The following is a 23,946-nucleotide window of genomic DNA, read 5'->3' on the forward strand; positions in this document are numbered from 1 at the left end:
CTCACTGACTGGGCGAACCACGGCCATCACCGAAGGCATCGACCAGCCGTTGCCGTTCCGCCGGAGTCAGCGCCTCCAGCCGCGTCGCCAGCACTTCGTCCAGGCTGCGGGTTCGGGTGGTGCCGAGGATGCCGCTGGCAACGCCGGGATGGCCCAGGGCGTAGGCAAACGCGGTCTGGGCGGGGCGCTGGCTGTGGATGGCGGCGATGGTGTGGCGCATCCGGCGTGCGCTGTGCATCAGGGAGCGGCTGCTCGGCTTCAGCCAGGCTCTGGCCAGGTACCAGGCGTCGGCCGGGCGCGGCAGGCGGGCCCGTGATGGCAGCAGGTGGCCCTGCGCCAGCACGGTGCCGGCCAGCACGCCGATACCGGCCGCGTGCAGCCGGTCGATGAGAGGTTCACGATCCTGCTGCAGGGCGTTGTAGTCCAGAAGCACCACGTCGAACAGCGTGGGATGGTCGATCATCCAGTGCAGGGTCGACGCCGTGTGCGTGTTGATGCCGGTATGCCGGATCAACCCGCGTTCGCGCAGTCGCTGCAGCGCGGCCAGCAGGTCATCGTTGATGTCGTGCTGGCTGGCACCATGCAGCTGGTAGATATCGAGGTAATCCAGGCCGAGGTTGCGCAGCGAGGCTTCGCAGCTGGAGGTGATGGCCGCTGGCGAAAAATTGCGCTGCTCGGCGCCGCTGACGCCGGCCTGGCCGGTCAGCGTGCCGCCCTTGCTGGAGATCACCAGCGAATCGCGCGGGTATTGCTTGAGCAAGGAGCGCAGGATGCGGCCCAGCCGCGGCTCGGCGTGGAAACCGGAGTAGTTGTGACCGGTGTCCAACAGGTTCACGCCCCGTGCCAGTGCATGCTCGACGACGTGCGCGGCCGACTGCTCCGGGAAGCGCCGATGCCCCCAGAAGCCGGAGCACCCAAGGCCGACCGGCGAAACCGCCAGGCCGGTGCGGCCCAGCGTGCGCCGTTGGTGCGCCAACGGCATCAGAACTCCAGGTCCAGCGCTGCGCACAGATAGTCGACGAACGGGCCGAGTGCGGCCAGATCCTTGCCCAGCGTGGACAGCAGGCGTGGGCCGGTCATGGTGGCGTCATCCAGCGGGCGCCACATCACCCAGTTGCGGTGCTTGAGGTCGTCGATGAACTCGAAGTCGGCCGGGAAGCCGCGCGGCGGACGCACCAGCTTTTCGCTCTCCTCGAACTCGAAGCGCCTGCGCAGCGCAGGTGCATGGGCCGCGGCCTTCCAGCTGCCCGGATTGTCGAGGATGAAGTGGCGCACGCGGCGCTGGGTTTCCGGTTCCGGGTGCCACAGGCCGGCACCGACAAAGCTCTCGCCTGGCTGCAGGTGCACATAGAACGAGGGCGCGGCCACTTCGCGACGGCGCTCATGGAACAGGCGCGCACCCTGCCAGGTCTTGTAAGGCGATTTGTCGTTGGAGAAACGCGCGTCGCGGTGGATGCGGAACAGTGAGCCGCCGACGCCGCGGGTATCGGCGCGGAAGTGTTCGCTGACCTCGGCAAGGGCTGGCTGAAGATCACCCAACAGGCGCAGGAACGGCTGTCGCACATGCTCTTCGTACTGCTGGCGGTGGTCGTTGAACCACGCCTTTTCGTTGTGGCGCGCCAGGCTGCGCAGGAACTTGAAGCTGGCGTCCGAGAAATAGGTACTCACAAGGTCTCCTGCAGGTGCTGGCCCCAGTCGCGCAACGATTGCAGCAGGGCCTGGCGCCGCGCGTCGTCGGGCGACTCGGCGGCCAGCGCATCGAGCTGCTGCTGGTACTGGGGCAGGTTGAGTTCGCCCAGGCCGCCGTCTCCCAGCAGGCGCTGGCGCCGGTAATCCTGCCAGCGCTGGCGTTCAGCCGGCGCGAGGCTGTCCGGATGATTGCGCGCACGGTAGCGGAACAGCAGTTCCGGCAGGCGCGGGTCGCGGAAGCGGCCTTCCAGCGCAGCCAACTGCTCCGGTGCGGTCGTGCGGGCCAGCGCCAGCAGCGGTTTGTCGCCGTTGCCGAGGAAGCCGTCGTACAGGGAGGCATCGACGTCGGCCACGGTGGCCGCGCGCGGCTGGTTGTAGACCTGGCGCGCCTTCTCGGCAAGCTGAGGGGCGAACCCGCGCAGCCGTTCAACCTTGGCCTCGATCGCGGCCACGTCCAGGCCCAGGCGCGCGTGGTCGTCGCCACGAAGGTGGTTCCATGCGACCAGGGCGGGCACCTTGTTCAGGTGCACTTCCTTCAGTGGCACCCGTGCCACGCCCTCGGGCAGTTCACTGGCGCGCAGGTACAGGCGCTGTGCGATCACCACGGCCGGCAGGGCCAGCAGGTCGTCGATGTCGCCGTCCAGGTCGAACACGATCACCCGGTTGCTGATCGTCGGGTGCACGGCCAACGGCAGCACCGGCGCCGCGCACAGACGGCTGGCGGGGTAGCGCATGGAAATGTGCAGCACCGGCGTCATCGCGGTGACATCCAGCAGGCTGCCGACGAAACGCTTGTCGCGCAGCTTCAGGGCGTAGTCCCACAGGCGCGGCTGCGACTGCTTGAACAGCCGTGCCATGCCGATCGTGGCTCGCACGTCGGATAGCGCTTCGTGCGCATCACCCTCGCGCACGTTGTTGGCTTCGGCCAGGTGCTCGAGTTTGAACGAGGTGGCACCGTCCTCGCGCAGCGGCCACTGGATGCCATCCGGGCGCATCGCGCGCATCAGCCGCAGCATGTCCAGCAGGTCCCAGCGCGAATTGCCGTTGCGCCACTCGCGTTCGTATGGGTCATGGAAGTTGCGGAACAGGCCGTAGCGGACGAATTCATCGTCGAAGCGCAGCGTGTTGTAGCCCAGGGCGCAGGTGCCGGGTCGCGACATCAGTTCGTTGATGCGGTCGAAGGCTTGGGACTCGCTGATGCCTTCGGCCAAGGCCTGCTGCGGGGTGATGCCGGTGACCAGGGTGGCCATCGGCGAGGGCAGCAGGTCATCGGCCGGGCGCACGAAGAAGCTGACCGGTGTGTCGATCTCGTTGAGGCCGGCGTCGGTGCGGATGGCGGCGAACTGCGAGATGCGGGTGCGCCGTGGATCCTGGCCGAAGGTTTCCAGGTCGTAGAACAGGAAGCTGTCAGCCATCAGTGCGCACCCTCCAGGACCGGTAGCTGCGCGTGGATCTGCGCTTCCAGCGCCGCCCAGTCGATGTTGTCCAGCGACTCGTGGCCGACCGTGGCCGCCACCAGCAAATCGCGCTGCAGTTCGGTACGGCGCAGCGCTTCGGCGTACGGCGTGTGCAGGAAGGTGACCATCGTGTAGTGCGGTACGAAGCGGGTCGGCCAGCGCCGCTGCAGTTCCCGCTCCAGTTCGCGCTGCAGCAGGAACGAGGGATCGGCCACGCGGTCGCGCATTTCCAGGTAGTTCTCCAGCGCCATCTGCTGGATCGCGCGTGCATTGGGTTTGCGCTCGGCCTCGAACGCAGCGAACGCACTTTCCAGGTCATCCGCCTCCATCAGGTGACGGGCCAGCGCAACGCAATCCTCGAACGCGCAGTTCATGCCCTGGCCGTGGAACGGCACCATTGCATGCGCGGCGTCGCCGATCAGTACGGCGCGACCCTGCTGGTGCCAGCGCTCCAGGGTGAGCGTGCCGAGCAGGCCCGGCGGGTGCTGTTCCCAATCCACGCGCAGGTTCGGGATCAGCGGCAGCGCGTCCGCGAACTCGCGAGCGAACAGCGCCTCGGCCTGCGCACCGGTATTGATCGTGGCAAAGCTGGGATCGCCCTGGTTGGGCAGGAACAGGGTGACGGTGAAGGTGCCTTCATGATTGGGCAGGGCGATGCACATGTAGTGGCCGCGTGGCCAGATGTGCAGCGCGTTGCGCTCGATGCGGAAGCCCCCGTCTTCGGCCGGCGGAATCTCCAGCTCCTTGTAGGAGTGATCGAGGAAGGCGATGTCCTCGCCCAGCGGCGCGCGCCGGTTCATTGCCGCACGCAGCGCCGAACCGGCACCGTCTGCACCGATCAGGGTGTCGAAGCGGATGTCGTGCGGGCTGTCATCGCGGTCATCGATGAAGCGGGCGTAGCCGGCATCGAAATCAACGGTGTGCAGGCGGCGATGGAAATGCACGGTGGCCCCTGCCTGTTCGGCCAGTTCCAGCAGCGTGGTGTTCAGGTCGCTGCGGTGGATCGACCAGATCACTTCGCTGTCATCACGGCCATAGCGCTGCAGCTGCGGTTCGCCGTCGCGTGGATGCACCATGCGTCCGCGCATCATCACCGCGCGCGCCATCACCTCGTCTTCCACACCGGCCTGGCGCAGGGCGTTGCGCCCACGCTCGGCCAGCGCCAGGTTGATCGAGCGGCCGCTCTCGTAGTCGGCCACGCGCGGATCGCCGCGGCGTTCGTACAAGGTGATGCGCCAGCCCTGGCGTGACAGCAGGATGGCCAGCAGGGAGCCGGCGAGGCCGGCACCGATAATGCTCAACGAGCGGGAGGCGTGTGCGATCAACGAACTGTCCAGCAGTAGGGGAGGGTCCGGCTCAAAGGCCGGCCCAGGCTTCCACTTCCTCGACGAAGTGGTGCACGTCCAGGTAGCGGTTGTAGAGCGGGGTGGGCGAGATGCGGATCACGTCGGGCTCGCGCCAGTCGCCGAGCACGCCGATGCTGCGCAGGTGCTCGAACAGGGCGCGCCCGCGCTCGCGGCCGCCGATCACGCGCAGCGACAACTGGCAGCCGCGGCGCTGCGGGTCTGCCGGGGTGATGATCTCCAGCACCTGCGGCAGGCGTGCGCGCACCAGTGCTTCGAGCATGCCGGTCAGCGCCAGCGATTTGCTGCGCAGCGCGTCCATGCCGGCTCGCTCGAACAGGTCCAGCGAGGCGCGCAACGGTGCCAGCCCCAGAATGGGCGGATTGCTCAGCTGCCACCCTTCGGCACCGATGGCCGGGGTGAACTGCGGTGCCATCTGGAAACGGGTGGCTTCCTCATGGCCCCACCAGCCAGCGAATCGGGGCAGGGTGGTGTCGCGATGGTGGCGCTCGTGCACGAAGGCGCCGGCAACCGCGCCCGGGCCGCTGTTGAGGTATTTGTAATGGCACCACACCGCAAAGTCCGGCGCCACGTCATGCAGGCGCAGCGGCAGGTTGCCCACCGAATGCGCCAGGTCGAAACCGATGCGCGCCCCCTGCAGGCGTGCGGCGCGGGTGATTGCATCGAGGTCGAAGGCCTGACCGGTGCGGTACTGCACGCCGGGCCACAGCACCAGCGCCAGGCGCGGGCCGTGCTCGGCGATGGCGCGTTCGATCGCGGTCAGCGAGATCGTGCCGTTGGCTTCGTCCGGCTGCACTTCCACCAGGCACTGGGCCGGGTCGAAGCCATGGAAGCGGATCTGTGCTTCGACCGCGTGGCGGTCGGTCGGGAATGCGCCGGCTTCCATCAGGATCACCGGGCGCTGCGTGGTCGGCCGGTAGAAGCTGACCATCATCAGATGCAGGTTCACGCTCAGCGTGTTCATCGCCACCACTTCGCTGGGCAGCGCACCGACCACGCGGGCCAGCTGCGCGCTCACCAGGCGGTGGTAGGACAGCCACTGGGTGGGGCCGGTGAAGTGGCCTTCCACCGCCAGCTCGCCCCACTGCTTCATCACTTCCTGCACCGCGGCCTGAGCGCCACGCGGCTGCAGGCCCAGCGAGTTGCCGACGAAGTAGGTCTGCTCGCCGCCGCCATGGCGCGGAATCAGGAATTCGTTACGCATCGGACGCAGCGGATCGGCGGCGTCCAGGGCAATGGCGTGGGTGCGGCTGAGCAGGTCGGACATGGTCGGGCAACAGGCTGCAACGGGACCGCCAGTGTAGCGCTTGGCGGCGTGCCTGCCGCGCGGCGCGCTCGCCGGGCATGGCCCGGCGCTACCTGGGGATCACGCGCATCGGTAGCGCCGGGCCGTGCCCGGCGGAGGTAACAGCAATCGCCATGCCCACCGGCCTTTCAGCCCGCCGCCGGCACCGGCAGCGGATCCACGTGCCCGCACTGGCTGCAGGTGCGCAGTTCCAGGCTGGCGTGGTAGCGCGCGAACACCTTGGGCAGGTCGGTCTCGATGTTCTGCAGCGCGAAGAACTCTTCGTGCAGCTTGTGGTTGCAGCGTTCGCAGTGCCAGATCACCCCGTCCTTCTCGTGCGGCAGGCGCTTGCGCTCGACCACCAGGCCGATGCCCCCGGGCGGGCGGCGCGGCGAGTGCGGCACCTTCGCCGGCAGCAGGAAGACCTCGCCGGCGCGGATCGGGATGTCACGTACCGCACCGTCCTCCTGCACCTTCAGCACCATCTCGCCCTCGAGCTGGTAGAACCACTCCGGGCCTTCGTCGTAGTGATAGTCGGTGCGCGAATTCGGCCCGCCGACCACCATCACGATGAAATCGCCGTTGTCGATCATCTTGTTGCCCACCGGCGGCTTCAGCAGGTGGCGGTTCTCTTCGATCCAGGCGTGCAGGTTGATCGGCGAAGCGAGCATGGTGGTCATCCGTGGGGGATCAGTCGCGACGGCCCTTGCGCGGCACGAAGGATAGTGCCTTCTCATATGCCGGCTGCAGCTCTTCCAGCGAGCCTACGTCGATGCCCATTTCACGCACGCGACCGTCCTTCAGGCTGTACACCCAGCCATGCACCATCAGCTTCTGGCCGCGGGCCCAGGCGTCCAGCACGATGGTCGAGCGACAGAGGTTGGCGACCTGCTCGATCACGTTCAGCTCGCAAAGGCGGGCGTGCTTGAGTTCATCGTCTTCGATCGCATCGAGGATGCCCTGGTGCTTCTGAACGACGTCGCCGACGTGGCGCAGCCAGTTGTCGGCCAGGCCGACGCGGGTATTGTGCAGGCAGGCGTGCACGCCGCCGCAGCCGTAATGGCCGACGATCAGAATGTGCTTGACCTTCAGCTGGTCCACCGCGTACTGCACCACGCTCAGGCAGTTCAGGTCGGTGTGGGCGACCACGTTGGCAACGTTGCGGTGCACGAACACTTCGCCGGGTGCCATGCCGATGATCTGGTTGGCCGGAACTCGTGAATCGGAGCAGCCGATCCACAGGTACTCGGGATGCTGCTGCTTGGCCAGCTGGTGGAAGAAGTCCGGGTCTTCCTTCTCGATGCGGTCGGCCCAGTCGCGGTTGTTCTGCAGCAGCTTGTGGATGTCTTTCATGTTCGGATGCCTGGCGTCGGGTGGGGGCGCGCCGCAGCCGTCCGGCTGCGTCGTCGCGGGAATCGGGGGCGTTCAGCCGCTGGGGGTGGCCTGTTCGCGGTGCCAGCGCATCCACTGCGCCAACTCGGTGGAGGAAGGGGTGCCCAGCTGTTCCAGTTCGGCGATCACGGCACGCTGGTTCGCATCGGGGTGGTTCTGGCTCAGCTTCAGCTTCAGCTGCACGTGTTCAACCTGGAAGCGGAAGCCGACGATGGCGCGCAGCTCCGCGCCGTGTTCGGCGCGCGCGGCATCGAAGCGCCAGGCCTGGCCGACGCTGGCTTCGAAACGGTCGCTGATCGCGCCGACCAGTTCGGCCAGCGCATCGGTGTCGTCGAAGGTGTGCAGCTGGCCGCGCAGCTCGGCGGCCGCATAGTTCCAGGTCGGCACCCGCGCGGCGGGCTCCTTGTCCGGATACCAGCTGGCCGAGACGTAGCCGTGCGGGCCATCGACCAGTACCTTGGCCGCACCGCTGTGGCGCGACTGCGGGTTGGCGCGGGCCCAGTGCCCGCGCAGCTCAATGCGCTCGCCCTCGCGCCGGTACAACACCGGCATCCGCGTCAGCTCCGGCAGGCCATCGCTGCCCGGGGTGAGCACGCTGACGAACGGATCGCGCGCCAGCAGGCGGTCCAGCCAGAGCAGGTCGGTCTCGGCGAAGGCGCGCGGGGTGAACATGCCAGGGTCAGGCGCGCCCGCCCAGCGACTGGATCATGCGGCCACGCAGGCCCTCGTCGCTGTCGGCCTGCGGCGGCTGCACTTCGTGCAGGCTGAAGCCGCGCACCAGCGCGTCCTCCTCGTCCAGGCCGTCATACTCGACGAATTCAGCGTCGAACAGCTGCGAACGGGCGGTGTCTTCACTGTCATAGCTCAGCGTGTTGCCGTCGCTGTCGAGCACTTCGGCGGTGCCGGCAGGGCGCACCCGCAGGCGTGCCCAGATCAGGGTGTTGCCGAGGCTGGCCAGCCACCAGCTGTCGCGCGAAGTGGTGATGTCATTCATGGATGTGTTACCAGAGCGAGGCCAGCCAGAGCAGGGCAGCCATGCCCAGTCCGGCCAGCAGGGTCAGCAGCGATACCCAGGCCGGCGTCGCCAGCCCGGACAATGATCGGTCCGGCTGCTGGCGATAGTCGCGGCGCAGCAGCCAGGCCAGGGCATCGGGCTTGAGGAAGGCGCCGCTGCCGAAGCGCTCGGCGAGCGCCGGATGGCGGTCGCGCACGTGCACCAGGGTCAGCGGCCAGAAGATCACGAAGGCACTGAACCCGGCCACTGCAACGCCAACGAAACAGAGGGCGAAGAACAGGGTCATGGGGGCAGCACCTCCGTGGTCGTTTGGGGCTTAGAAGTCCGCGCTGCCCGGGGCGCGCGGGTAGGGGATCGCATCGCGGATGTTGGACAGCCCGCAGACGTAGACCACCAGGCGCTCGAAGCCCAGGCCGAAGCCGGCGTGCGGCACCGAACCATAGCGGCGGAAATCGCGGTACCAGCTGTAGTGCTCGCGATCCAGGCCGAACTGGGCCATGCGCGCATCCAGCACGTCCAGGCGCTCTTCGCGCTGGCTGCCGCCGATGATCTCGCCGATGCCCGGGGCCAGCACGTCCATCGCGGCAACGGTCTTGCCGTCGTCGTTCAGGCGCATGTAGAAGGCCTTGATGTGCTCCGGGTAGTTGGTCACCACCACCGGGCGGCCGACGTGTTCCTCGGTCAGCCAGCGCTCGTGCTCGGTCTGCAGGTCCAGGCCCCATTCCACCGGGAAGTCGAACTTCCTGCCGGACTTCTGCAGCAGGCTGACCGCATCGGTGTAGTCGATGCGCTCGAACGGTGCGTTGATGAAATCTTCCAGCTTGGTGATCGCGTTCTTGTCCACGCGCTCGGCGATGAAGGCCAGGTCGTCGCTGCGCTCGTTCAGCACCGCGCGGAACAGGTACTTCAGGAACTCTTCGGCCAGGCGTGCGTCTTCGGCCAGGTCGGCGAAGGCGATTTCCGGCTCGATCATCCAGAACTCCGCCAGGTGGCGGGTGGTGTGGCTGTTTTCGGCGCGGAAGGTCGGGCCGAAGGTGTAGACCTTGCTCAGCGCCAGGCAATAGGCCTCGACGTTCAGCTGGCCAGACACGGTCAGGAAGGTTTCCTTGCCGAAGAAGTCGCGGCTGAAATCGATCGCGCCCTTCTCGTCGCGCGGCAGGTTCACCATGTCCAGGGTGGACACGCGGAACATCTGGCCGGCGCCTTCGGCGTCGGAGGTGGTGATGATCGGGGTGCTGATCCAGTTGAAGCCGTTCTCGTGGAAGAAGCGGTGCACGGCCTGGGCCAGGCAGTTGCGGATGCGGGTGACCGCCCCGAACAGGTTGGTGCGCGGGCGCAGGTGCGCCACTTCGCGCAGGAACTCCGGCGACATCGGCTTGGGCTGGATCGGATAGGTGAGCGGGTCTTCGACCCAGCCGACCACTTCAAGCGTGCTGGCCTGGATCTCGAACGACTGGCCCTTGCCCTGCGACTTCACCAGGGTACCGGTGGCGATGACCGAGCAGCCGCTGGTCAGGCGTTTGATCTCGTCGAAGTTGCCCAGGGTGTCGTTGGCCACGACCTGGATCGGGGCGAAGCAGGAGCCGTCGCTCACATTCACGAAGGCCAGATTCGCTGAACCGCGCACCGTGCGCACCCATCCGCGTACCGTGACTTCGCCGCCTTCCGGGATCTTCCCGGCAAGCGCATGTTCAACGCTGACCACCGTCATGACTTGAATCCTCTGCTGATCGACTCGATCTGTGAACACGGGAGTTTACCGGTTGCAGCGTTCTGCTTGCGAGGCATTTTTCGCGGCCACAGCTCCTTATAATGTCCCCGTACCTCTGGAGTAGCCCCATGGCCGTCAGCCTGACCCCCGTTGCCTTCGAGCGCGTGCAGCGCTTTGTCGCCCAGACCCCCGGCGCGCTGGGCCTGCGTTTCGGCGTGACCAGGACCGGCTGCTCCGGCTGGGGCCACATCACCGACCTGGCCCGCGATGAGCGCGAGGGCGATACCGTGTTCGAGCAGGACGGCGTGAAGATCTATGTCGACGCCAAGAGCCTGGCGCTGGTGGACGGCACCGTGATCGACTTCGGCAAGCACGGCCTGAGCGAGACCTTCACGTTCAGCAACCCGAACGCCACCGCCGAGTGTGGCTGCGGCGAGAGCTTCACCACTGACGCCGACAAGGCCTGACGGCCGGCCGGGGCCTGATCGTTCTGGTAGCGCCCAACCCGGGTTGGGCGCTCGCCCCCGGTTCAGGGTGTCAGGTGGCCCACCGGTTGCCCGGCCACCCCATCTGCGCCATAATGCGCGGCTTCCTGCCTCCCTGGCGGGAACCCTTGCCCCACCGCGGTCTCAACGGCGGGGGGCTGTCCGGCCGCAAGGCCACATCCGAAAGGTAGAAAAAAACATGAGTCGTCATTACGAAATCGTGTTCATGGTCCACCCGGACCAGAGCGAGCAGGTCCCGGCCATGATCGAGCGCTACAAGTCGCTGGTCGAGAACGGCAACGGCACCATCCACCGTCTGGAAGACTGGGGCCGCCGCCAGCTGGCGTACCCGATCCAGAACCTGGTGAAGGCCCACTACGTGCTGATGAACATCGAAGCCGACCAGGCCGTTCTGAACGAACTGACCGAGAGCTTCCGCTTCAACGACGCCGTGCTGCGCAACCTGGTCATCAAGCGTGACGAGGCTGACACCGAGCAGTCGCTGATCATGAAGAGCAAGGACGAGAAGGGTGACAAGCCGGAGCGCGGTGAGCGCCGTCGTCGTGACGACGAAGAAGGCGAGTCCAACAACACCGCTGACAACGAAGCCGGCGACGACGCCGCTTCCGCCGCCTAAGGAGCCTTCCCATGTCCAAGTTCTTCCGTCGCCGCAAGTTCTGCAAGTTCACCGCTGAAGGTGTGAAGGAGATCGACTACAAGGATCTCAACACCCTGCGCCAGTACCTGACCGAGAACGGCAAGATCGTGCCGAGCCGCGTCACCGGTACCAAGTCGAAGTACCAGCGCCAGCTGGCGACCGCCGTCAAGCGCGCTCGCTTCCTGGCCCTGATCCCGTACACCGACAACCACGACGTCTGATGCAGGCGGGGCGGCCCGACGCCGCCCCCGCTGTGCCAGCTATTCGGACAGCCTTTGTTGCGGGGCGTTGCCTCGCTAACGAATAACTTATCTGGAGCAATACCATGCAGTTGATCCTCCTGCAGAAAGTCACCAACCTCGGCAACCTGGGCGACCTGGTTGATGTGAAGCCGGGCTACGGCCGCAACTTCCTCGTGCCGCAGGGCAAGGCCGTGCCGGCCACCGAGAGCAACAAGGCCGAGTTCGAAGCCAAGCGCGCCGAATACGAAGCCAAGGCCCAGGCCATCCACGCCGACGCTGAAGGCCGCAAGGCCAAGCTGGAAGGCGCGAGCGTGACCATCGCCGCCAACGCTTCGACCGAAGGCAAGCTGTACGGCTCGGTTGGCCCGCGCGACATCGCCGAGGCCTTCACCGCCGCCGGCCTGCCGCTGGAAAAGAGCGAAGTCATCCTGGGCGAAGGCGCCTTCCGCAACATCGGCGAATACGACGTGCTGATCCACCTGCACGCCGACGTCGAGACCACCGTCAAGGTCGTCGTCGTCGCCGAAGCCTGATCCCACGCCGCAAGGCCTGGCATCACCGCAGAACGGGCGCCCGCAAGGGTGCCCGTTTTGTTTTATGGCTCCCGCTCCAGGGTGTCGAGGCCGGCCGGGCCGACGGGGCAGGGCTGGACAATGTTCCACGTCCATTCGTAGAACACGGCCACATCGGTATACTCAGGGCGTCACACCCGTTCCACGGTCATCGATCCCAACAGGATCAATGACTTGGAGGGTAAACGCAGGCCGCTTGCCGGCCCCAGTCCGGAACCCCTATGCGTCTTTCCACGATCAAGCTGTCCGGCTTCAAATCGTTCGTCGATCCGACCACCCTGCACCTGCCGACCAACATGACCGGCGTGGTGGGGCCCAATGGTTGCGGCAAGTCGAACATCATCGACGCTGTGCGCTGGGTCATGGGCGAGAGCTCGGCCAGCCGCCTGCGTGGCGACTCGCTGACCGACGTGATCTTCTCCGGGTCCAATGCCCGCAAGCCGGTGTCACAGGCCACCGTCGAGCTGATCTTCGACAACTCCGACCACACGATCTCGGGCGAGTACGCCTCGTTCAACGAAATCTCGGTCAAGCGCACGGTCAGCCGCGACGGCACCAGCAACTACTACCTCAACGGCACCAAGTGCCGTCGCCGCGACATCACCGATCTGTTCCTCGGCACCGGCCTGGGGCCGCGCAGCTACTCGATCATCGAGCAGGGCATGATCAGCCAGATCATCGAGGCACGCCCGGAAGACCTGCGCGTGTACCTGGAAGAGGCGGCCGGCATCTCCAAGTACAAGGAGCGCCGCAAGGAGACCGAGACCCGCATCCGCCACACCCGCGAGAACCTGGACCGGCTGGGCGACCTGCGCGACGAGATCAGCAAGCAGCTGGAGCACCTCAAGCGCCAGGCCAAGCAGGCCGAGCAGTACCAGGCCCTGCAGGAAGAGCGCCGGGTCAAGGACGCCGAGTGGAAGGCGCTGGAATTCCGCGGCCTCGACGGACGCCTGTCCAAGCTGCGCGAAGGATTGTCGCAGGAAGAAACGCGGCTGCAGCAGCTGATCGCCGACCAGCGTGATGCCGAAGCCCGCATCGAAACCTCGCGCGCGCGGCGCGAAGAGGCTGCCGACGCGCTCAACACCGCACAGGCGGCGGTCTACCAGGTTGGCAGTACGCTGGCGCGCCTGGAACAGCAGATCCAGCACCAGCGCGAGTTGTCGCAGCGCCTGCACAAGGCACGCGATGAAACCCAGCAGGCCCTGGCCGAACTGGGGCAGCACATCAGCGGTGATGAGGCCAGGCTGAGGGTGCTGCGTGAGGCGGTGGAGGCCGCCACTCCGCAGCTGGAAGCACTGCAGGAAGAAAACGAGATCAAGCAGGAAAGCCTGCGCGAGGCCGAAGAGCGGCTGGCCAGCTGGCAGCAGCGCTGGGAACAGCACACCTCGCAGAGTTCGGAAGCCTCGCGCGCCGGCGATGTCGAGCGCACGCGCGTGGACTATCTGGACAAGCAGATCCTCGATGCCGACCGGCGTCGTGAGGCCCTGGCCGCCGAGCGCGCCGGGCTGGATGTGGATGCGCTGGAAGAGGCCTTCGAGCAGCTGCACCTGCAACACGACACGCAGAAGGCTGCGCTGGATGAGCTGAGCGAAGACGTCGAGCTGCGCAAGCAGGGCGTGGCGGCGGTGCAGGAACAGCAGCGCAATGGCCAGAACGAACTGGCCGAACTGCGCAAGCAGGCCAACGGCCTGCGTGGCCGCCTGGCCTCGCTGGAGGCCCTGCAGCAGGCCGCGCTGGGCCAGGAGCAGGGCGCGGCAGTCGCGTGGCTGAAGGCGCGGGGGCTGGATTCTGCGGCGCGTGTCGGCGAGCGCCTCGACGTGGATGCCGGCTGGGAAAACGCGGTGGAAAGCGCGCTCGGCCACTTGATCGAAGGTGTGCTGGTCGATGACCCGGCCAGCCTGGTCGATGCCCTGGGTGAGCTCGGCGATGGTCACCTTGCGCTGGTCGCCAACGGCGATGACGAGCTGAAGGTCGCCCCGACCTCGCTGGCCGCGCGCGTGCGTGGCCCGGTGGCGATCCGTCGCCTGCTGGCACACCTGCATGCTGCCAAGGACCTTTCCGAAGCGAAGGCGTTGCAGGGCAGCCTGCCGGAAGGTGATTCGGTCATCACCCAGGGTGGCGAGCGCCTGGGCCAGGGCTGGCTGCGCGTATCGCGCTCCGGCGCGGCCCAGCAGGGTGCGCTGCTGCGCGAACGCGAGATCCAGGAGCTTCGCGAGCAGATCGAACAGCTGCAGGACCGCGAGGCCGAGCTGGAAGAACAGCTGGCCGGTTTCCGTGAGCAGCTGCACGCTGCCGAACAGCAGCGTGAAGACGCGCAGCGCGCGCTGTACCAGGCCCATCGTGCGGTCTCCGAACTGGCCGGCCAGTTGCAGGGCCAGCAGGGCAAGGTGGAGGCGGCGCGCACGCGCATCGACCGCATCGAAGGCGAGCTGAAGCAGCTGCAGGAAACCATTGAAGCCAACAACGAGCAGGCGCGTGAAGCACGCTCGCGGTTGGAGAGTGCGGTCAGCAGCATGGGCGACCTGGAGTCGACCCGGCAGCGGCTGGAGGGCGAACGCCGCCAGCTGACCGAAGCCCGCGACCTGGCCCGCGATGCCGCCCGCGCGGTACGCGAGCGCGCGCATTCGTTGGCCCTGACTTTGGAATCGCAGCGGGCGCAGCTGGCCTCGTTGAGCCAGGCGCTGGAACGCATGGGCACCCAACGTGGACAGTTGGATTCGCGGCTGGGCGAACTGCATTCGCAGCTGGACGAAGGTGATTCGCCGATCGAAGCACTGCAGGCTGAGCACCAGAATGCGCTGGAAGAGCGTGTGCGCGCCGATCGCGTGCTGACCGAGGCGCGAACGCTGCTGGACGGCATCGACGCTGAGCTGCGCAATTACGAGCAGACCCGCCACCAGCGCGACGAGCAGGCGTTGGTCCAGCGCGAGCGCATTTCGCAGCGCAAGCTCGACCAGCAGGCGCTGGTGCTCAGTGCCGACACCCTGCAAGCGGCGGTGGAAAAGGCCGGCTTCGTGCTGCAGGACGTGCTCAACGCACTGCCCGAGGATGCCCGCCTGGGCGACTGGGAGCAGGCGGTCCACCAGATCGATGCTCGAATGCGCCGGCTGGAGCCGGTCAATCTGGCGGCCATCCACGAGTATGGCGAGGCGTCGCAGCGCTCGGACTACCTGGATTCGCAGCACGCCGACCTGACCACAGCGCTGGAAACCCTGGAAGACGCGATCCGCAAGATCGATCGCGAGACCCGCGGCCGCTTCAAGGACACCTTCGACCGCGTCAACGCCGGCGTGCAGGCGCTGTACCCGCGCCTGTTCGGCGGCGGCCATGCTTACCTGGAGCTGACCGGTGAAGACCTGCTCGATACCGGCGTGACCATCATGGCGCGCCCGCCGGGCAAGCGCGTGTCCAGCATCTCGCTGCTGTCCGGCGGTGAGAAAGCGATGACCGCGGTGGCGCTGGTGTTCGCCATCTTCCAGCTGAATCCGGCGCCGTTCTGCCTGTTGGATGAGGTGGACGCACCGCTGGACGAAGCCAACGTCGGCCGCCTGGCCAACATGGTCAAGGAAATGAGCGAGAAGGTGCAGTTCCTGTTCGTCAGCCACAACAAGGCGACGATGGAGGCCGCGCACCAGCTGTCCGGCGTGACCATGCGTGAGCCAGGCGTCAGCCGCCTGGTCAGCGTGGACCTGGAAGAGGCCGCGCGATTGGCGGGCGCGGCCTGACGTGCCATCCTAGTTACCTGAATGAACTAGCCGGAGAACCTATCGAATGTCCGACACGGCACTGTTGCGCATCGGCATCCTGGCCGCCGGCCTGCTGTTGATCGCCGCGATCTTCCTGTTTGGCCGTCCGAAGAAAAAGCCCCAGGGGCGCCGCGTGGAAAGCGCGGAGCCCACCAGTGGCGAGCGCCGTGAGCCGGTGCTGGGCGACGACGGCGTCGCCGTGGCCGAGGGTCGCGTCGAACCGGGCATGGGCACGGAGGGCGAGCAGGCCGAACTCGGCCTGACCGATACCGACCCGGGCGCCAGCGACCTCGGCAAGCGCGCCACCCAGGATTTCGACAAGATCGTCTCGCTGTTCGTGGCCGCCCGGGCCGGCGAGCAGCTGCGTGGCGAGGACATCGTGGTGGCCGCAGAGAAGACCGGCCTGGTGTTCGGCCACATGAACGTGTTCCACCGCCTGGTGGAAGGCCACCCCGAACGCGGGCCGATCTTCTCGATGGCCAGCATCATGAAGCCGGGCAGCTTCGACATGGCCAACATCCGCGCCATGGAAACCCCGGCCATCGCATTCTTCCTGACGCTGCCGGCGCCGCTGACCGCGCTGGACGCCTGGGAGAAGATGCTGCCGACCGTGCAGCGCATGGCCGAGCTGCTCGATGGCGTGGTGCTGGATGACAGCCGCAACGCCCTGGGGCGCCAACGCATCGCGCACATCCGTGACGAGCTGCGCGCCTACGACCGCCAGCACCAGGCACCGCCGCTGACCAAGACCCCTCGCTGGTAAGCGCCATGGTGTGCCGACCAACGGTCGGCACCCACAACAGTAGATCCACGCCATGCGTGGATGGGGCGAACCAAGGTTCGCCCCTACCAACAGGGTCAGGCCGGTACGCCGGCCACCTTGGCGAACGCACGGCGGAATGCGGCCATCTCCTCTTCGGTGCCGACCGTTACGCGCACGCGCTGCGGCCAGATCGGCCAGCTGCGCCCGATCACCACGCCGTTCTCCGCCATTGCCTTGGCGAACGCGCTGCCATCGCGCTGCACGTCGACTATGAAGCAGTTCGCCTCCGAGGGTACGCAGCTGAACCCGCGCTTGCCGAGCCAGGCGATGGTGGCCTGCCGCACCGTGGCGTTCTGCAGGCGCCGCTGGGGGATCAGCTGCGGGTCGCGCAGGCTGGCCAGTGCCGCCGCCAGCGCCGGAACCGGCAGCGGGTTGTCGCCCAGGCTGGCCAGTTCGCGCAGACGGTCGGGATGTGCGGCCGCCACGCCCAGGCGCAGGCCGGCCATGCCGTACAGCTTGGAAAACGTGCGCAGCACGATCAGGTCATCGCGCTGCGTCACCTGGGTGATCAGGCTGGGCTGATCGCTGTACTGCAGGTAGGCCTCGTCGACCAGCACGCGGGTCGATGCGGGCTTGTGGGCCAGCAGCCAGGCAAGCTCATCTGGCGGGCTGATCGACCCAGTCGGATTGTTCGGGTTGCACACATACAGCAGCCCGGTCGGGCGCGCGTGCGCGGCAGCGACCATCGCACGCAGGTCATGCGCACCGTCCTCGCGCAGCGGCACCTTCTGCACATGCGCACCGTGGGCGGCGGCGACCTCGCCGAGCGTCTCGAAGGTCGGGTCGGCGACTACAAGTCCCGCCTGCGGCCCGGTCCACAGCACGGCGGCACGGTTCAGCGGTTCGCTGGAACCCGGATAGAGGCGCACGTGATCAGCCGGGATGCGCGCCTGCTCGATGAAGGCATCGCGCACTTGGCCTGCCAGCGCGAAGCGGTAGCGACCGCATCCGGCGATGCTGTCGCGTGCTGCCTGCTGGGCTGCAGGCGAGGGGCCGTAGGGACATTCGTTGAAATTCAGCAGCACCGCACCTTCGGCGGGGGCGGGAGCGGCGGCTGTCGCCGGTTGGGTATGGCCAAGCTGCGGCAGCCCGCTGCCAGCGACGGCGAGGCCAGCACCGGCCAGTTGCAGGAAGCGTCGACGGGAAGCAGGCAGGGTCACGGGCACGATTCCGAAGGGCAGACCGTCGCACGCTAGCGCTGGTCGCGGTGGGCGGCAAGCCCGCTTTTTGTAGTGCCGAGCCATGCTCGGCTGCAGGTGTGCCAACCAAGGTTGGCACCTGCCGGGGCGGGGAGAAGGTCGGCACCTGCCGGGAGGGGAGAAGGTTGGCCACCAGGGCAGGGGAGCGGCCGTCGAGCATGGCGCGACGCTGCGAAGGCAGGGCGTTACAGGGCCTGACGGCCGGGCGCGGTAGAATCCCCGGCCATCCCAGAACCACCGGATCCCGATGAGTCCCAGCCCCGCCGAACGCGCCGACGACCTCCGCCGGCAGATCGCCCAGGCCAACCGCGCCTACCATGAGCTGGACGCGCCGGAGATCCCCGACGTCGATTACGACCGGTTGGTGCGCGAACTGGAAGCACTGGAGCGCGAACATCCTGAACTGGCCCGCGCCGACAGCCCGACCCAGCAGGTCGGTGCGCGTCCTTCCGGCCGCTTCGCCGAGGTGCGCCATGCTGTGCCGATGCTGTCGCTGTCCAATGCGTTCAGCGACGGGGAGGTGGCTGATTTCGTGCGCCGCATTGACGAGCGGCTGGGGCGTCGCAGCCTGCGGTTTTCGGCCGAGCCGAAGATGGACGGGCTGGCGATCAGCCTGCGCTACGAGGACGGTCATTTCGTGCTCGGCGCGACCCGTGGCGATGGCACGACCGGCGAGGACGTGACGGCCAATCTGCGCGAGATTGGCGACATTCCCAAGCGCCTGCACGGCAAGGACTGGCCGGATGTGCTGGAGGTGCGCGGCGAGGTGTACATGGCCCGCGCCGACTTCGAGGCCTACAACGAGCGTGCGCGCCTGCACGGCGGCAAGGTGCTGGCCAATCCGCGCAACGCGGCGGCCGGTTCGCTGCGCCAGCTCGACCCGAAGATCAGTGCGCAGCGCAGGTTGAGCTTCTTTGCCTACGGTACCGGTGAAGTGCAGGGCGGCGAGCTGCCCGATACCCATTCGGGCACCCTGGCCCAGCTCGGCGCCTGGGGCTTCCCGGTCAGCGAGCTGTGCAAGGTGGTGGAGGGCACTGATGGCCTGCTCGGCTACTACCGCGATATCGGTGAGCGCCGCGATCGCCTGCCGTTCGACATCGACGGCGTGGTCTACAAGCTGGATGACCGCGCCGGCCAGCAGGCCATGGGCTTCGTTTCGCGCGCGCCGCGCTGGGCCATCGCGCACAAGTTCCCGGCGCAGGAACAGAGCACGACGGTAGAGGCCATCGAGATCCAGATCGGCCGCACCGGTGCCGCAACACCGGTCGCGAGACTGGCACCGGTGGCCGTGGCCGGCGTGATCGTGTCCAACGCCACCCTGCACAACGCCGACCAGATCGCACGCCTGGATGTGCGCGTGGGCGACAGCGTGATCGTGCGCCGTGCCGGCGACGTGATCCCGGAAGTGGTCAGCGTCATCCTCGATCGCCGCCCACAGGGCACTATGCCGTGGCAGATGCCGACGCGCTGCCCGGTGTGCGGCTCGGAGATCGTGCGCGAGGAAGGGGCAGCGGCATGGCGCTGCTCGGGCGAACTGTCCTGCCCGGCGCAGCGCAAGGAAGCCATTGCCCATTTCGCCTCGCGTCGCGCGATGGACATCGATGGCCTGGGCGACAAGTACATCGAAACCCTGGTCGACGCCGGCATCGTCAGGAGCGTGGCCGACCTGTACCGGCTCAGTCGTGACCAGCTGCTCCACCTGAAGCTGGTGCTGGATGCGGAAGACCCGTCCGCACTGGCCGCTGCGCTGAAACCGCATCTGCCCGCCGAGGGCAGTGGCGCGGTACTCAACGCCGTGCTGAAGCTGGACGGCAGCGATCCGGGCTGGCGCGCGCAGGCGCTGGCACAGCCCGCCAGCTTCGAATGGAACACGAAGAAGATCGCCACCAAGTGGGCCGACAACCTGATCGCAGCAATCGACGCCAGTCGTGCCGCCACGCTGGAACGCCTGCTGTTCGCGCTCGGCATCGAACACGTTGGCGAGAGCACCGCCAAGGCCCTGGCGCAGTGGTTCGGTGACCTGGAACTGATCCGCCATCTGCCGTGGCCGCTGTTCAAGCGCGTGCCGGACATCGGTGGCGAAGTGGCGCGCTCGCTCGGTCACTTCTTCGAACAGCAGGGCAACCAGCAGGCCATCGATGACCTGCTGCAGGTCGGCCAGGTGCACATCAGCGATGTACATGCCCCCAGTGCCAAGCTGCGCGAGGGACTGGACCTGGCGCAGCTGCTGGTCGAATCGGAGATCCCCGGCATCACCCGTCTGCGCGCCGAAAAACTGGTGGCAGCGCTCCCGGGGGCACAGGCGGTGCTCGATGCCGAGCATGGCCAGTTCGTCAATGCCGGCTTGCCCGATGACACCGCGCGCGGACTGGCGGAGTGGCTCGATGCCGATGGCCATGGCGAGATGTTGCTGGCGGCCGAGAAGGCGATGCAGCAGATCCTGGCCAAGGCGCCGGCGCTGGCCGAGATCGTCGCGGGCCCGCTGGACGGGCAGACCGTTGTGCTCACTGGCACCCTGGCCCAGCTCACCCGCGATGTCGCCAAGGAGCGCCTGGAGGCGCTGGGCGCCAAGGTTTCCGGCAGCGTGTCGAAGAAAACCAGCTTCGTGGTCGCCGGCACCGAGGCCGGCTCCAAGCTGGACAAGGCGCAGTCGCTGGGCGTGCCGGTGTGGGACGAGGAACGCCTGCTGGCCTACCTTGCCGAACACGAATGACGATCCCGCCGGGTGCCGCGCCTGGCATGCAGCACAAAGGAACACAGATGCAGACCGCCCCACTGGATTTCCGCCTGGCCACCCGTGCCGACGAGGAATTGTTGATCACCTTGATGCGCGAGTTCTACGCCGAAGACAGGATCGACTTCGATGACGCGCGCGTGCGTCGCGGCGTGGACGCGCTGCTGGCCGATCCGCGCAATGGCGAAGTGCTGTTGTGGCTGGACGAGGCGGGCGAGGTGGTCGGCTACGCGGTGATCGCGATGGGCTTCAGCCTGGAGCAGGGCGGCCACTTCATGCTGCTGGACGAGCTGTACCTGAGCCATCGCGCGCGCGGTCGTGGCCGCGGCAAGCAGGCGCTGGCCATCTGCGAACAGCGCGCTCGCGGTCGTGGCGTCAGCCGCCTGCGCCTGGAAGTGAACCACCACAACGAACTGGCACGCCGCCTGTACCTGGCCAGCGGCTACATCGACGATACGCGCGATCTGCTGACCCTGCCGCTCGACCATCCGCGCCCGGAGGGCATCCTGTGAGCGAGGCCCTGCTGCGCGCGCTGCAGCAGCGCGCCGCGCTCAATGCGCTGGTGCGCCGCTTCTTTGCAGAGCGCGATGTGCTTGAGGTGGAGACGCCGATCCTGTCGGTCGCGGGCAACACCGAGCCGAACATCGACAGCTTCCATACCGACTTCACCGGCCATGTCGATGCCGGCGGACGCCGCCGATGGCTGCGCACCTCGCCGGAGTATCCGCTCAAGCGCCTGCTCGCTGCCGGCGTGGGCGACTGTTATGAACTGGGCCGGGTGTTCCGCAATGGCGAGGCCGGCGGCCGCCACAACCCGGAGTTCACCATGCTTGAGTGGTACCGGGTCGGCTGGGACCACCACCGGCTGGTGCAGGAAACCGCCGAGCTGGTAGGCCAGGCGTTGGCCCTGGTCGGGCGCCATGCGACGCTGCATGTGCTCAGTTACCGGGAGCTGTTCCAGCAGTACGTGGGCGTGGATCCGTTCGAGGCCGATGAGGCCGCGCTGCGTGCCGCGCTGGGCGAGGTGCACATTGACCCGGTCGGGCTGACCCGCGATGACTGGCTGGATCTGCTGATGACCCACCGTATCCAGCCGCGCTTCGATGGCGATGTCATGACCGTGGTCCACGACTGGCCGGCCAGCCAGGCAGCATTGGCCCGCGTCCGCCCGGGCACGCCCCCGCTGGCCGAACGTTTCGAGCTGTACCTGGGCGCGGTGGAACTGGCCAACGGCTACCACGAACTGAACGACGCCGACGAGCAGCGCGCGCGCTTCCAGCGCGATCTGCAGCGCCGCCACGAGCGCGGCCAGGTGCTACCGGCCGTGGACGAGGCGCTGCTGTTGGCGCTGCCGTCGATGCCCGCCTGCGCCGGGGTGGCGGTGGGTGTCGACCGCCTGTTGATGGCGATGAACCGCACGCCGCGGATTGCTGATGTGCTGGCCTACGACTTTGCCCACGCGTGAGTGCGGCGCACGTTCCTGAACGTTGAAGACTGAACGGATTGCCGCGTTTCCGCGCTTGCTTCGGTAAGCGGGATGATGCTCTTATCACGGCAGATGCGGGACACTGGCATCGGAATTCGTCCACTCCTGTTGGGGAAGGCATTGGTCAAGTGGTTTGCGGTCGTGGCGGCACCGGTGTACTCCATCGCGCTTTGGGGTACCTGGCTGCCGTCATCGGCGTCGGCCCAGCAGGCAGGCTATGACGGCGAAGTGGTGACCTGCGAATCGCGCGACATGGGCTGGGTGCACTGCGATATCGATGTGGACAACGGCGTCGATCTGGTGCGCCAGCTGTCGAGCAACAGCTGCATCCGCGGCAGCGAGTGGGGCACCGACCGCAGCGGCGTGTGGGTCACCCTTGGCTGCCGCGCCGAATTCCGGGCGCGCCGTGCGCAGGGTGCGGCGCCTGCGGCAACGGAAGGCAAGCGCCTGGTGCGCCGCGTGGTGCGCTGCGAATCCAATGGCCGTCCGCAGAGTTGCCCGGTACGCCTGGATGGCGCGCCGGTGCGCCTGCTTCGCCAGTTGTCGGTGCTGCCGTGCCGCGAAGGCCAGGGATGGGGCTACAAGCGCAATGAAGTCTGGACCAGCCGTGGCTGCCAGGGCGATTTCGAGGTGGCCGACGAGGAGGGCCGCTTCGTCGATGTGCCGCGCCGCCTGACCTGCGAATCGAAGTCGAAGAAGCGCCGCTTCTGCGGCGCCAGCATTTCGGTGGGTGCTGTGGTCTCCGAGCAGCTGTCCAGCACGCCCTGCGAGGAAGGCAGCACCTGGGGCTGGAACCGCAACGGGATCTGGGTGGACGGCGGCTGCCGCGCCGAATTCTCGGTGAATTGAGCCGGGGCAGGCTCCAACCACGCGGGGCGTGGCCCTACAATGGGCCCATGAACACTGCCTCCGACATCGACTACGCCCGTTACGACCACATCCGCCCGATCCTGTGGACCGGCGATGCCTTGCAACTGCTGGACCAGCGCAAGCTGCCGTTCGTGGTCGAGCACGTGGTCTGCCATGACAGTGACGAGGTTGCCAGCGCCATCCACGCGCTGACCGTGCGTGGCGCGCCGGCGATCGGTATTGCCGCCGCGTGGGGCGTGGTGCTGGCGGCACGCGAGGTGCAGGCCGCCGATGGCGCGCATGCGCTGCAGCAGCTGGAGCCGGCCCTGCAGCGTCTCAATGCGTCGCGCCCGACGGCGGTCAACCTGGCCTGGGCGCTGGCGCGCATGCGCCGTTGCCTGAACGCCGCCGGCGCAGACTGGAAGGCGTTGCTGGAGGCGGGAGCGCAGGCGATTGCCAATGAAGACCTGGCCGCCAACCGCCACATGGGGGCGCTGGGTGCTGGCCTGATCGAGGCCGGCAGCGGCGTGCTGACCCATTGCAATACCGGCTCGCTGGCCACCGCAGGCTTCGGCACGGCGCTGGGCGTGATCCGCGCTGGCATGGCCCAGCACCGCATCGCCCGCGTGTTTGCCGGCGAGACCCGGCCCTGGCTGCAGGGCGCCCGCCTGACCGTGTGGGAACTGCAGCAGGATGGCATCGACGCTACCCTGATCGCCGATTCGGCTGCCTCGCACCTGATGAAGACCGGCGCCGTGCAGTGGGTGATCGTCGGCGCAGACCGCATCTGCGCCAATGGCGATACCGCCAACAAGATCGGCACCTACCAGCTGGCCATCGCGGCCCGCCATCACGGCGTGAAGTTCATGGTCGTAGCGCCGTCCTCGACGGTGGACATGGACACCGTGGACGGCAGCCAGATCGAGATCGAGCAGCGCGATCCGGGCGAACTGTACGGCGTGGGCGGGACCCGCACCGTGGCCGAGGGCATCGCCGCCTGGAACCCGGTGTTCGACGTCACCCCGGGCGAGTTGATCGACGCCATCGTGACCGAGCGCGGGGTGATCCTGAACCCGACCGCCCACAACATGCGCACCGCCTTCGACGGCTGAGGCGGGACAGGATCGAGGATGTCTGTAGAGCCGAGCCCATGCTCGGCTCAGCCAGCGAATCCGCCGCAGCCGAGCATGGGCTCGGCTTTACAGGGCGGTATGGGGCCCTAAGTTCCTGATTTGTGCC

At 67.4% G+C, this 23,946-nt stretch carries 23 protein-coding genes; 11 read left to right on the plus strand and 12 right to left on the minus strand.

The window, feature by feature from the left end; all coding sequences use genetic code 11:
- Position 1: 1 nt before the first annotated feature.
- From AC5P9W_RS15755 to asnS, 11 genes are all read right to left on the minus strand, one after another.
- Entirely contained in the window at positions 2–982 is a 981-nt protein-coding gene (locus AC5P9W_RS15755) for an aldo/keto reductase (protein ID WP_021202727.1), read from the minus strand.
- Positions 982–1,668, minus strand: a complete 687-nt coding sequence (locus AC5P9W_RS15760) for a DUF2461 domain-containing protein (RefSeq protein ID WP_021202728.1) — start codon at positions 1,666–1,668, stop codon at positions 982–984. The genes AC5P9W_RS15755 and AC5P9W_RS15760 overlap by 1 nt, the downstream gene beginning before the upstream one ends.
- Positions 1,665–3,104 (minus strand): exodeoxyribonuclease I, encoded by a 1,440-nt coding sequence (sbcB, locus tag AC5P9W_RS15765; protein WP_495219351.1) that lies wholly within the window; start codon positions 3,102–3,104, stop codon positions 1,665–1,667. Before sbcB ends, AC5P9W_RS15760 begins: the two co-directional genes overlap by 4 nt.
- The gene (locus AC5P9W_RS15770) at positions 3,104–4,471 is read right to left on the minus strand and encodes an FAD-dependent oxidoreductase (protein ID WP_021202730.1); all 1,368 of its coding nucleotides are present in this window, start codon (positions 4,469–4,471) and stop codon (positions 3,104–3,106) included. The genes sbcB and AC5P9W_RS15770 overlap by 1 nt, the downstream gene beginning before the upstream one ends.
- 31 nt (positions 4,472–4,502) lie before the next feature.
- Positions 4,503–5,777 carry a kynureninase gene (gene kynU / locus AC5P9W_RS15775; protein ID WP_019660376.1) on the minus strand — a complete coding sequence of 425 codons (1,275 nt, stop codon included), beginning with the start codon at positions 5,775–5,777 and terminating at the stop codon, positions 4,503–4,505.
- Positions 5,778–5,944: 167 nt separating this feature from the next.
- Positions 5,945–6,466, minus strand: coding sequence for a 3-hydroxyanthranilate 3,4-dioxygenase (locus AC5P9W_RS15780; RefSeq protein ID WP_026347065.1), 522 nt, complete (start codon positions 6,464–6,466; stop codon positions 5,945–5,947).
- 19 nt (positions 6,467–6,485) lie between these two features.
- Complete coding sequence (can, locus tag AC5P9W_RS15785; protein WP_005417406.1) at positions 6,486–7,148, minus strand: carbonate dehydratase; 663 nt, start codon at positions 7,146–7,148, stop codon at positions 6,486–6,488.
- Between the two features lie 72 nt (positions 7,149–7,220).
- Positions 7,221–7,859 carry an FMN-binding negative transcriptional regulator gene (locus tag AC5P9W_RS15790; RefSeq protein ID WP_021202731.1) on the minus strand — a complete coding sequence of 213 codons (639 nt, stop codon included), beginning with the start codon at positions 7,857–7,859 and terminating at the stop codon, positions 7,221–7,223.
- 7 nt (positions 7,860–7,866) lie between these two features.
- Entirely contained in the window at positions 7,867–8,181 is a 315-nt protein-coding gene (locus AC5P9W_RS15795) for a hypothetical protein (protein WP_019660373.1), read from the minus strand.
- A 7-nt stretch (positions 8,182–8,188) separates the two neighbouring features.
- On the minus strand, positions 8,189–8,488 hold the full coding sequence (locus tag AC5P9W_RS15800) for a hypothetical protein (protein ID WP_005417403.1): 300 nt from the start codon (positions 8,486–8,488) through the stop codon (positions 8,189–8,191).
- Between the two features lie 30 nt (positions 8,489–8,518).
- Positions 8,519–9,913: an asparagine--tRNA ligase gene (asnS, locus tag AC5P9W_RS15805; RefSeq protein ID WP_021202732.1), complete on the minus strand. Its 1,395-nt coding sequence runs from the start codon at positions 9,911–9,913 to the stop codon at positions 8,519–8,521.
- Between the two features lie 128 nt (positions 9,914–10,041).
- Between asnS and AC5P9W_RS15810 the strand changes: the two genes are divergently transcribed.
- From AC5P9W_RS15810 to zipA, 6 genes are all read left to right on the plus strand, one after another.
- Positions 10,042–10,380, plus strand: a complete 339-nt coding sequence (locus AC5P9W_RS15810) for a HesB/IscA family protein (RefSeq protein ID WP_019660371.1) — start codon at positions 10,042–10,044, stop codon at positions 10,378–10,380.
- Positions 10,381–10,597: 217 nt separating this feature from the next.
- Positions 10,598–11,035, plus strand: coding sequence for a 30S ribosomal protein S6 (gene rpsF / locus AC5P9W_RS15815; RefSeq protein ID WP_005410228.1), 438 nt, complete (start codon positions 10,598–10,600; stop codon positions 11,033–11,035).
- Between the two features lie 11 nt (positions 11,036–11,046).
- On the plus strand, positions 11,047–11,277 hold the full coding sequence (gene rpsR / locus AC5P9W_RS15820; protein WP_002804494.1) for a 30S ribosomal protein S18: 231 nt from the start codon (positions 11,047–11,049) through the stop codon (positions 11,275–11,277).
- Between the two features lie 104 nt (positions 11,278–11,381).
- Positions 11,382–11,831: a 50S ribosomal protein L9 gene (gene rplI / locus AC5P9W_RS15825; RefSeq protein ID WP_021202733.1), complete on the plus strand. Its 450-nt coding sequence runs from the start codon at positions 11,382–11,384 to the stop codon at positions 11,829–11,831.
- Positions 11,832–12,091: 260 nt separating this feature from the next.
- Positions 12,092–15,595, plus strand: a complete 3,504-nt coding sequence (gene smc, locus AC5P9W_RS15830) for a chromosome segregation protein SMC (protein WP_019660369.1) — start codon at positions 12,092–12,094, stop codon at positions 15,593–15,595.
- A 46-nt stretch (positions 15,596–15,641) separates the two neighbouring features.
- Positions 15,642–16,379 carry a cell division protein ZipA gene (gene zipA, locus AC5P9W_RS15835; RefSeq protein ID WP_019660368.1) on the plus strand — a complete coding sequence of 246 codons (738 nt, stop codon included), beginning with the start codon at positions 15,642–15,644 and terminating at the stop codon, positions 16,377–16,379.
- A 95-nt stretch (positions 16,380–16,474) separates the two neighbouring features.
- Here zipA and AC5P9W_RS15840 read toward each other — a convergent pair whose 3' ends face one another.
- A complete protein-coding gene (locus AC5P9W_RS15840) occupies positions 16,475–17,599 on the minus strand; it encodes a pyridoxal phosphate-dependent aminotransferase (protein WP_111102647.1) in 1,125 nt (374 codons plus the stop codon).
- A 280-nt stretch (positions 17,600–17,879) separates the two neighbouring features.
- On the opposite strand from AC5P9W_RS15840, the gene ligA reads away from it, so the two are divergent.
- The 5 genes from ligA to mtnA all read left to right on the plus strand — a co-directional run bounded on the left by ligA (position 17,880) and on the right by mtnA (position 23,819).
- Positions 17,880–20,351: an NAD-dependent DNA ligase LigA gene (gene ligA, locus AC5P9W_RS15845; RefSeq protein ID WP_495219358.1), complete on the plus strand. Its 2,472-nt coding sequence runs from the start codon at positions 17,880–17,882 to the stop codon at positions 20,349–20,351.
- A gap of 47 nt (positions 20,352–20,398) precedes the next feature.
- Positions 20,399–20,884 carry a GNAT family N-acetyltransferase gene (locus AC5P9W_RS15850; RefSeq protein ID WP_019660365.1) on the plus strand — a complete coding sequence of 162 codons (486 nt, stop codon included), beginning with the start codon at positions 20,399–20,401 and terminating at the stop codon, positions 20,882–20,884.
- Positions 20,881–21,837: an EF-P lysine aminoacylase EpmA gene (gene epmA, locus AC5P9W_RS15855; RefSeq protein WP_021202737.1), complete on the plus strand. Its 957-nt coding sequence runs from the start codon at positions 20,881–20,883 to the stop codon at positions 21,835–21,837. The genes AC5P9W_RS15850 and epmA overlap by 4 nt, the downstream gene beginning before the upstream one ends.
- 141 nt (positions 21,838–21,978) lie before the next feature.
- Positions 21,979–22,707 carry a DUF3011 domain-containing protein gene (locus AC5P9W_RS15860; protein WP_021202738.1) on the plus strand — a complete coding sequence of 243 codons (729 nt, stop codon included), beginning with the start codon at positions 21,979–21,981 and terminating at the stop codon, positions 22,705–22,707.
- A 47-nt stretch (positions 22,708–22,754) separates the two neighbouring features.
- On the plus strand, positions 22,755–23,819 hold the full coding sequence (gene mtnA / locus AC5P9W_RS15865; protein WP_495219352.1) for an S-methyl-5-thioribose-1-phosphate isomerase: 1,065 nt from the start codon (positions 22,755–22,757) through the stop codon (positions 23,817–23,819).
- Positions 23,820–23,946 lie beyond the last annotated feature (127 nt).

This window comes from Stenotrophomonas sp. YJH_SMC_33 (assembly GCF_059372295.1).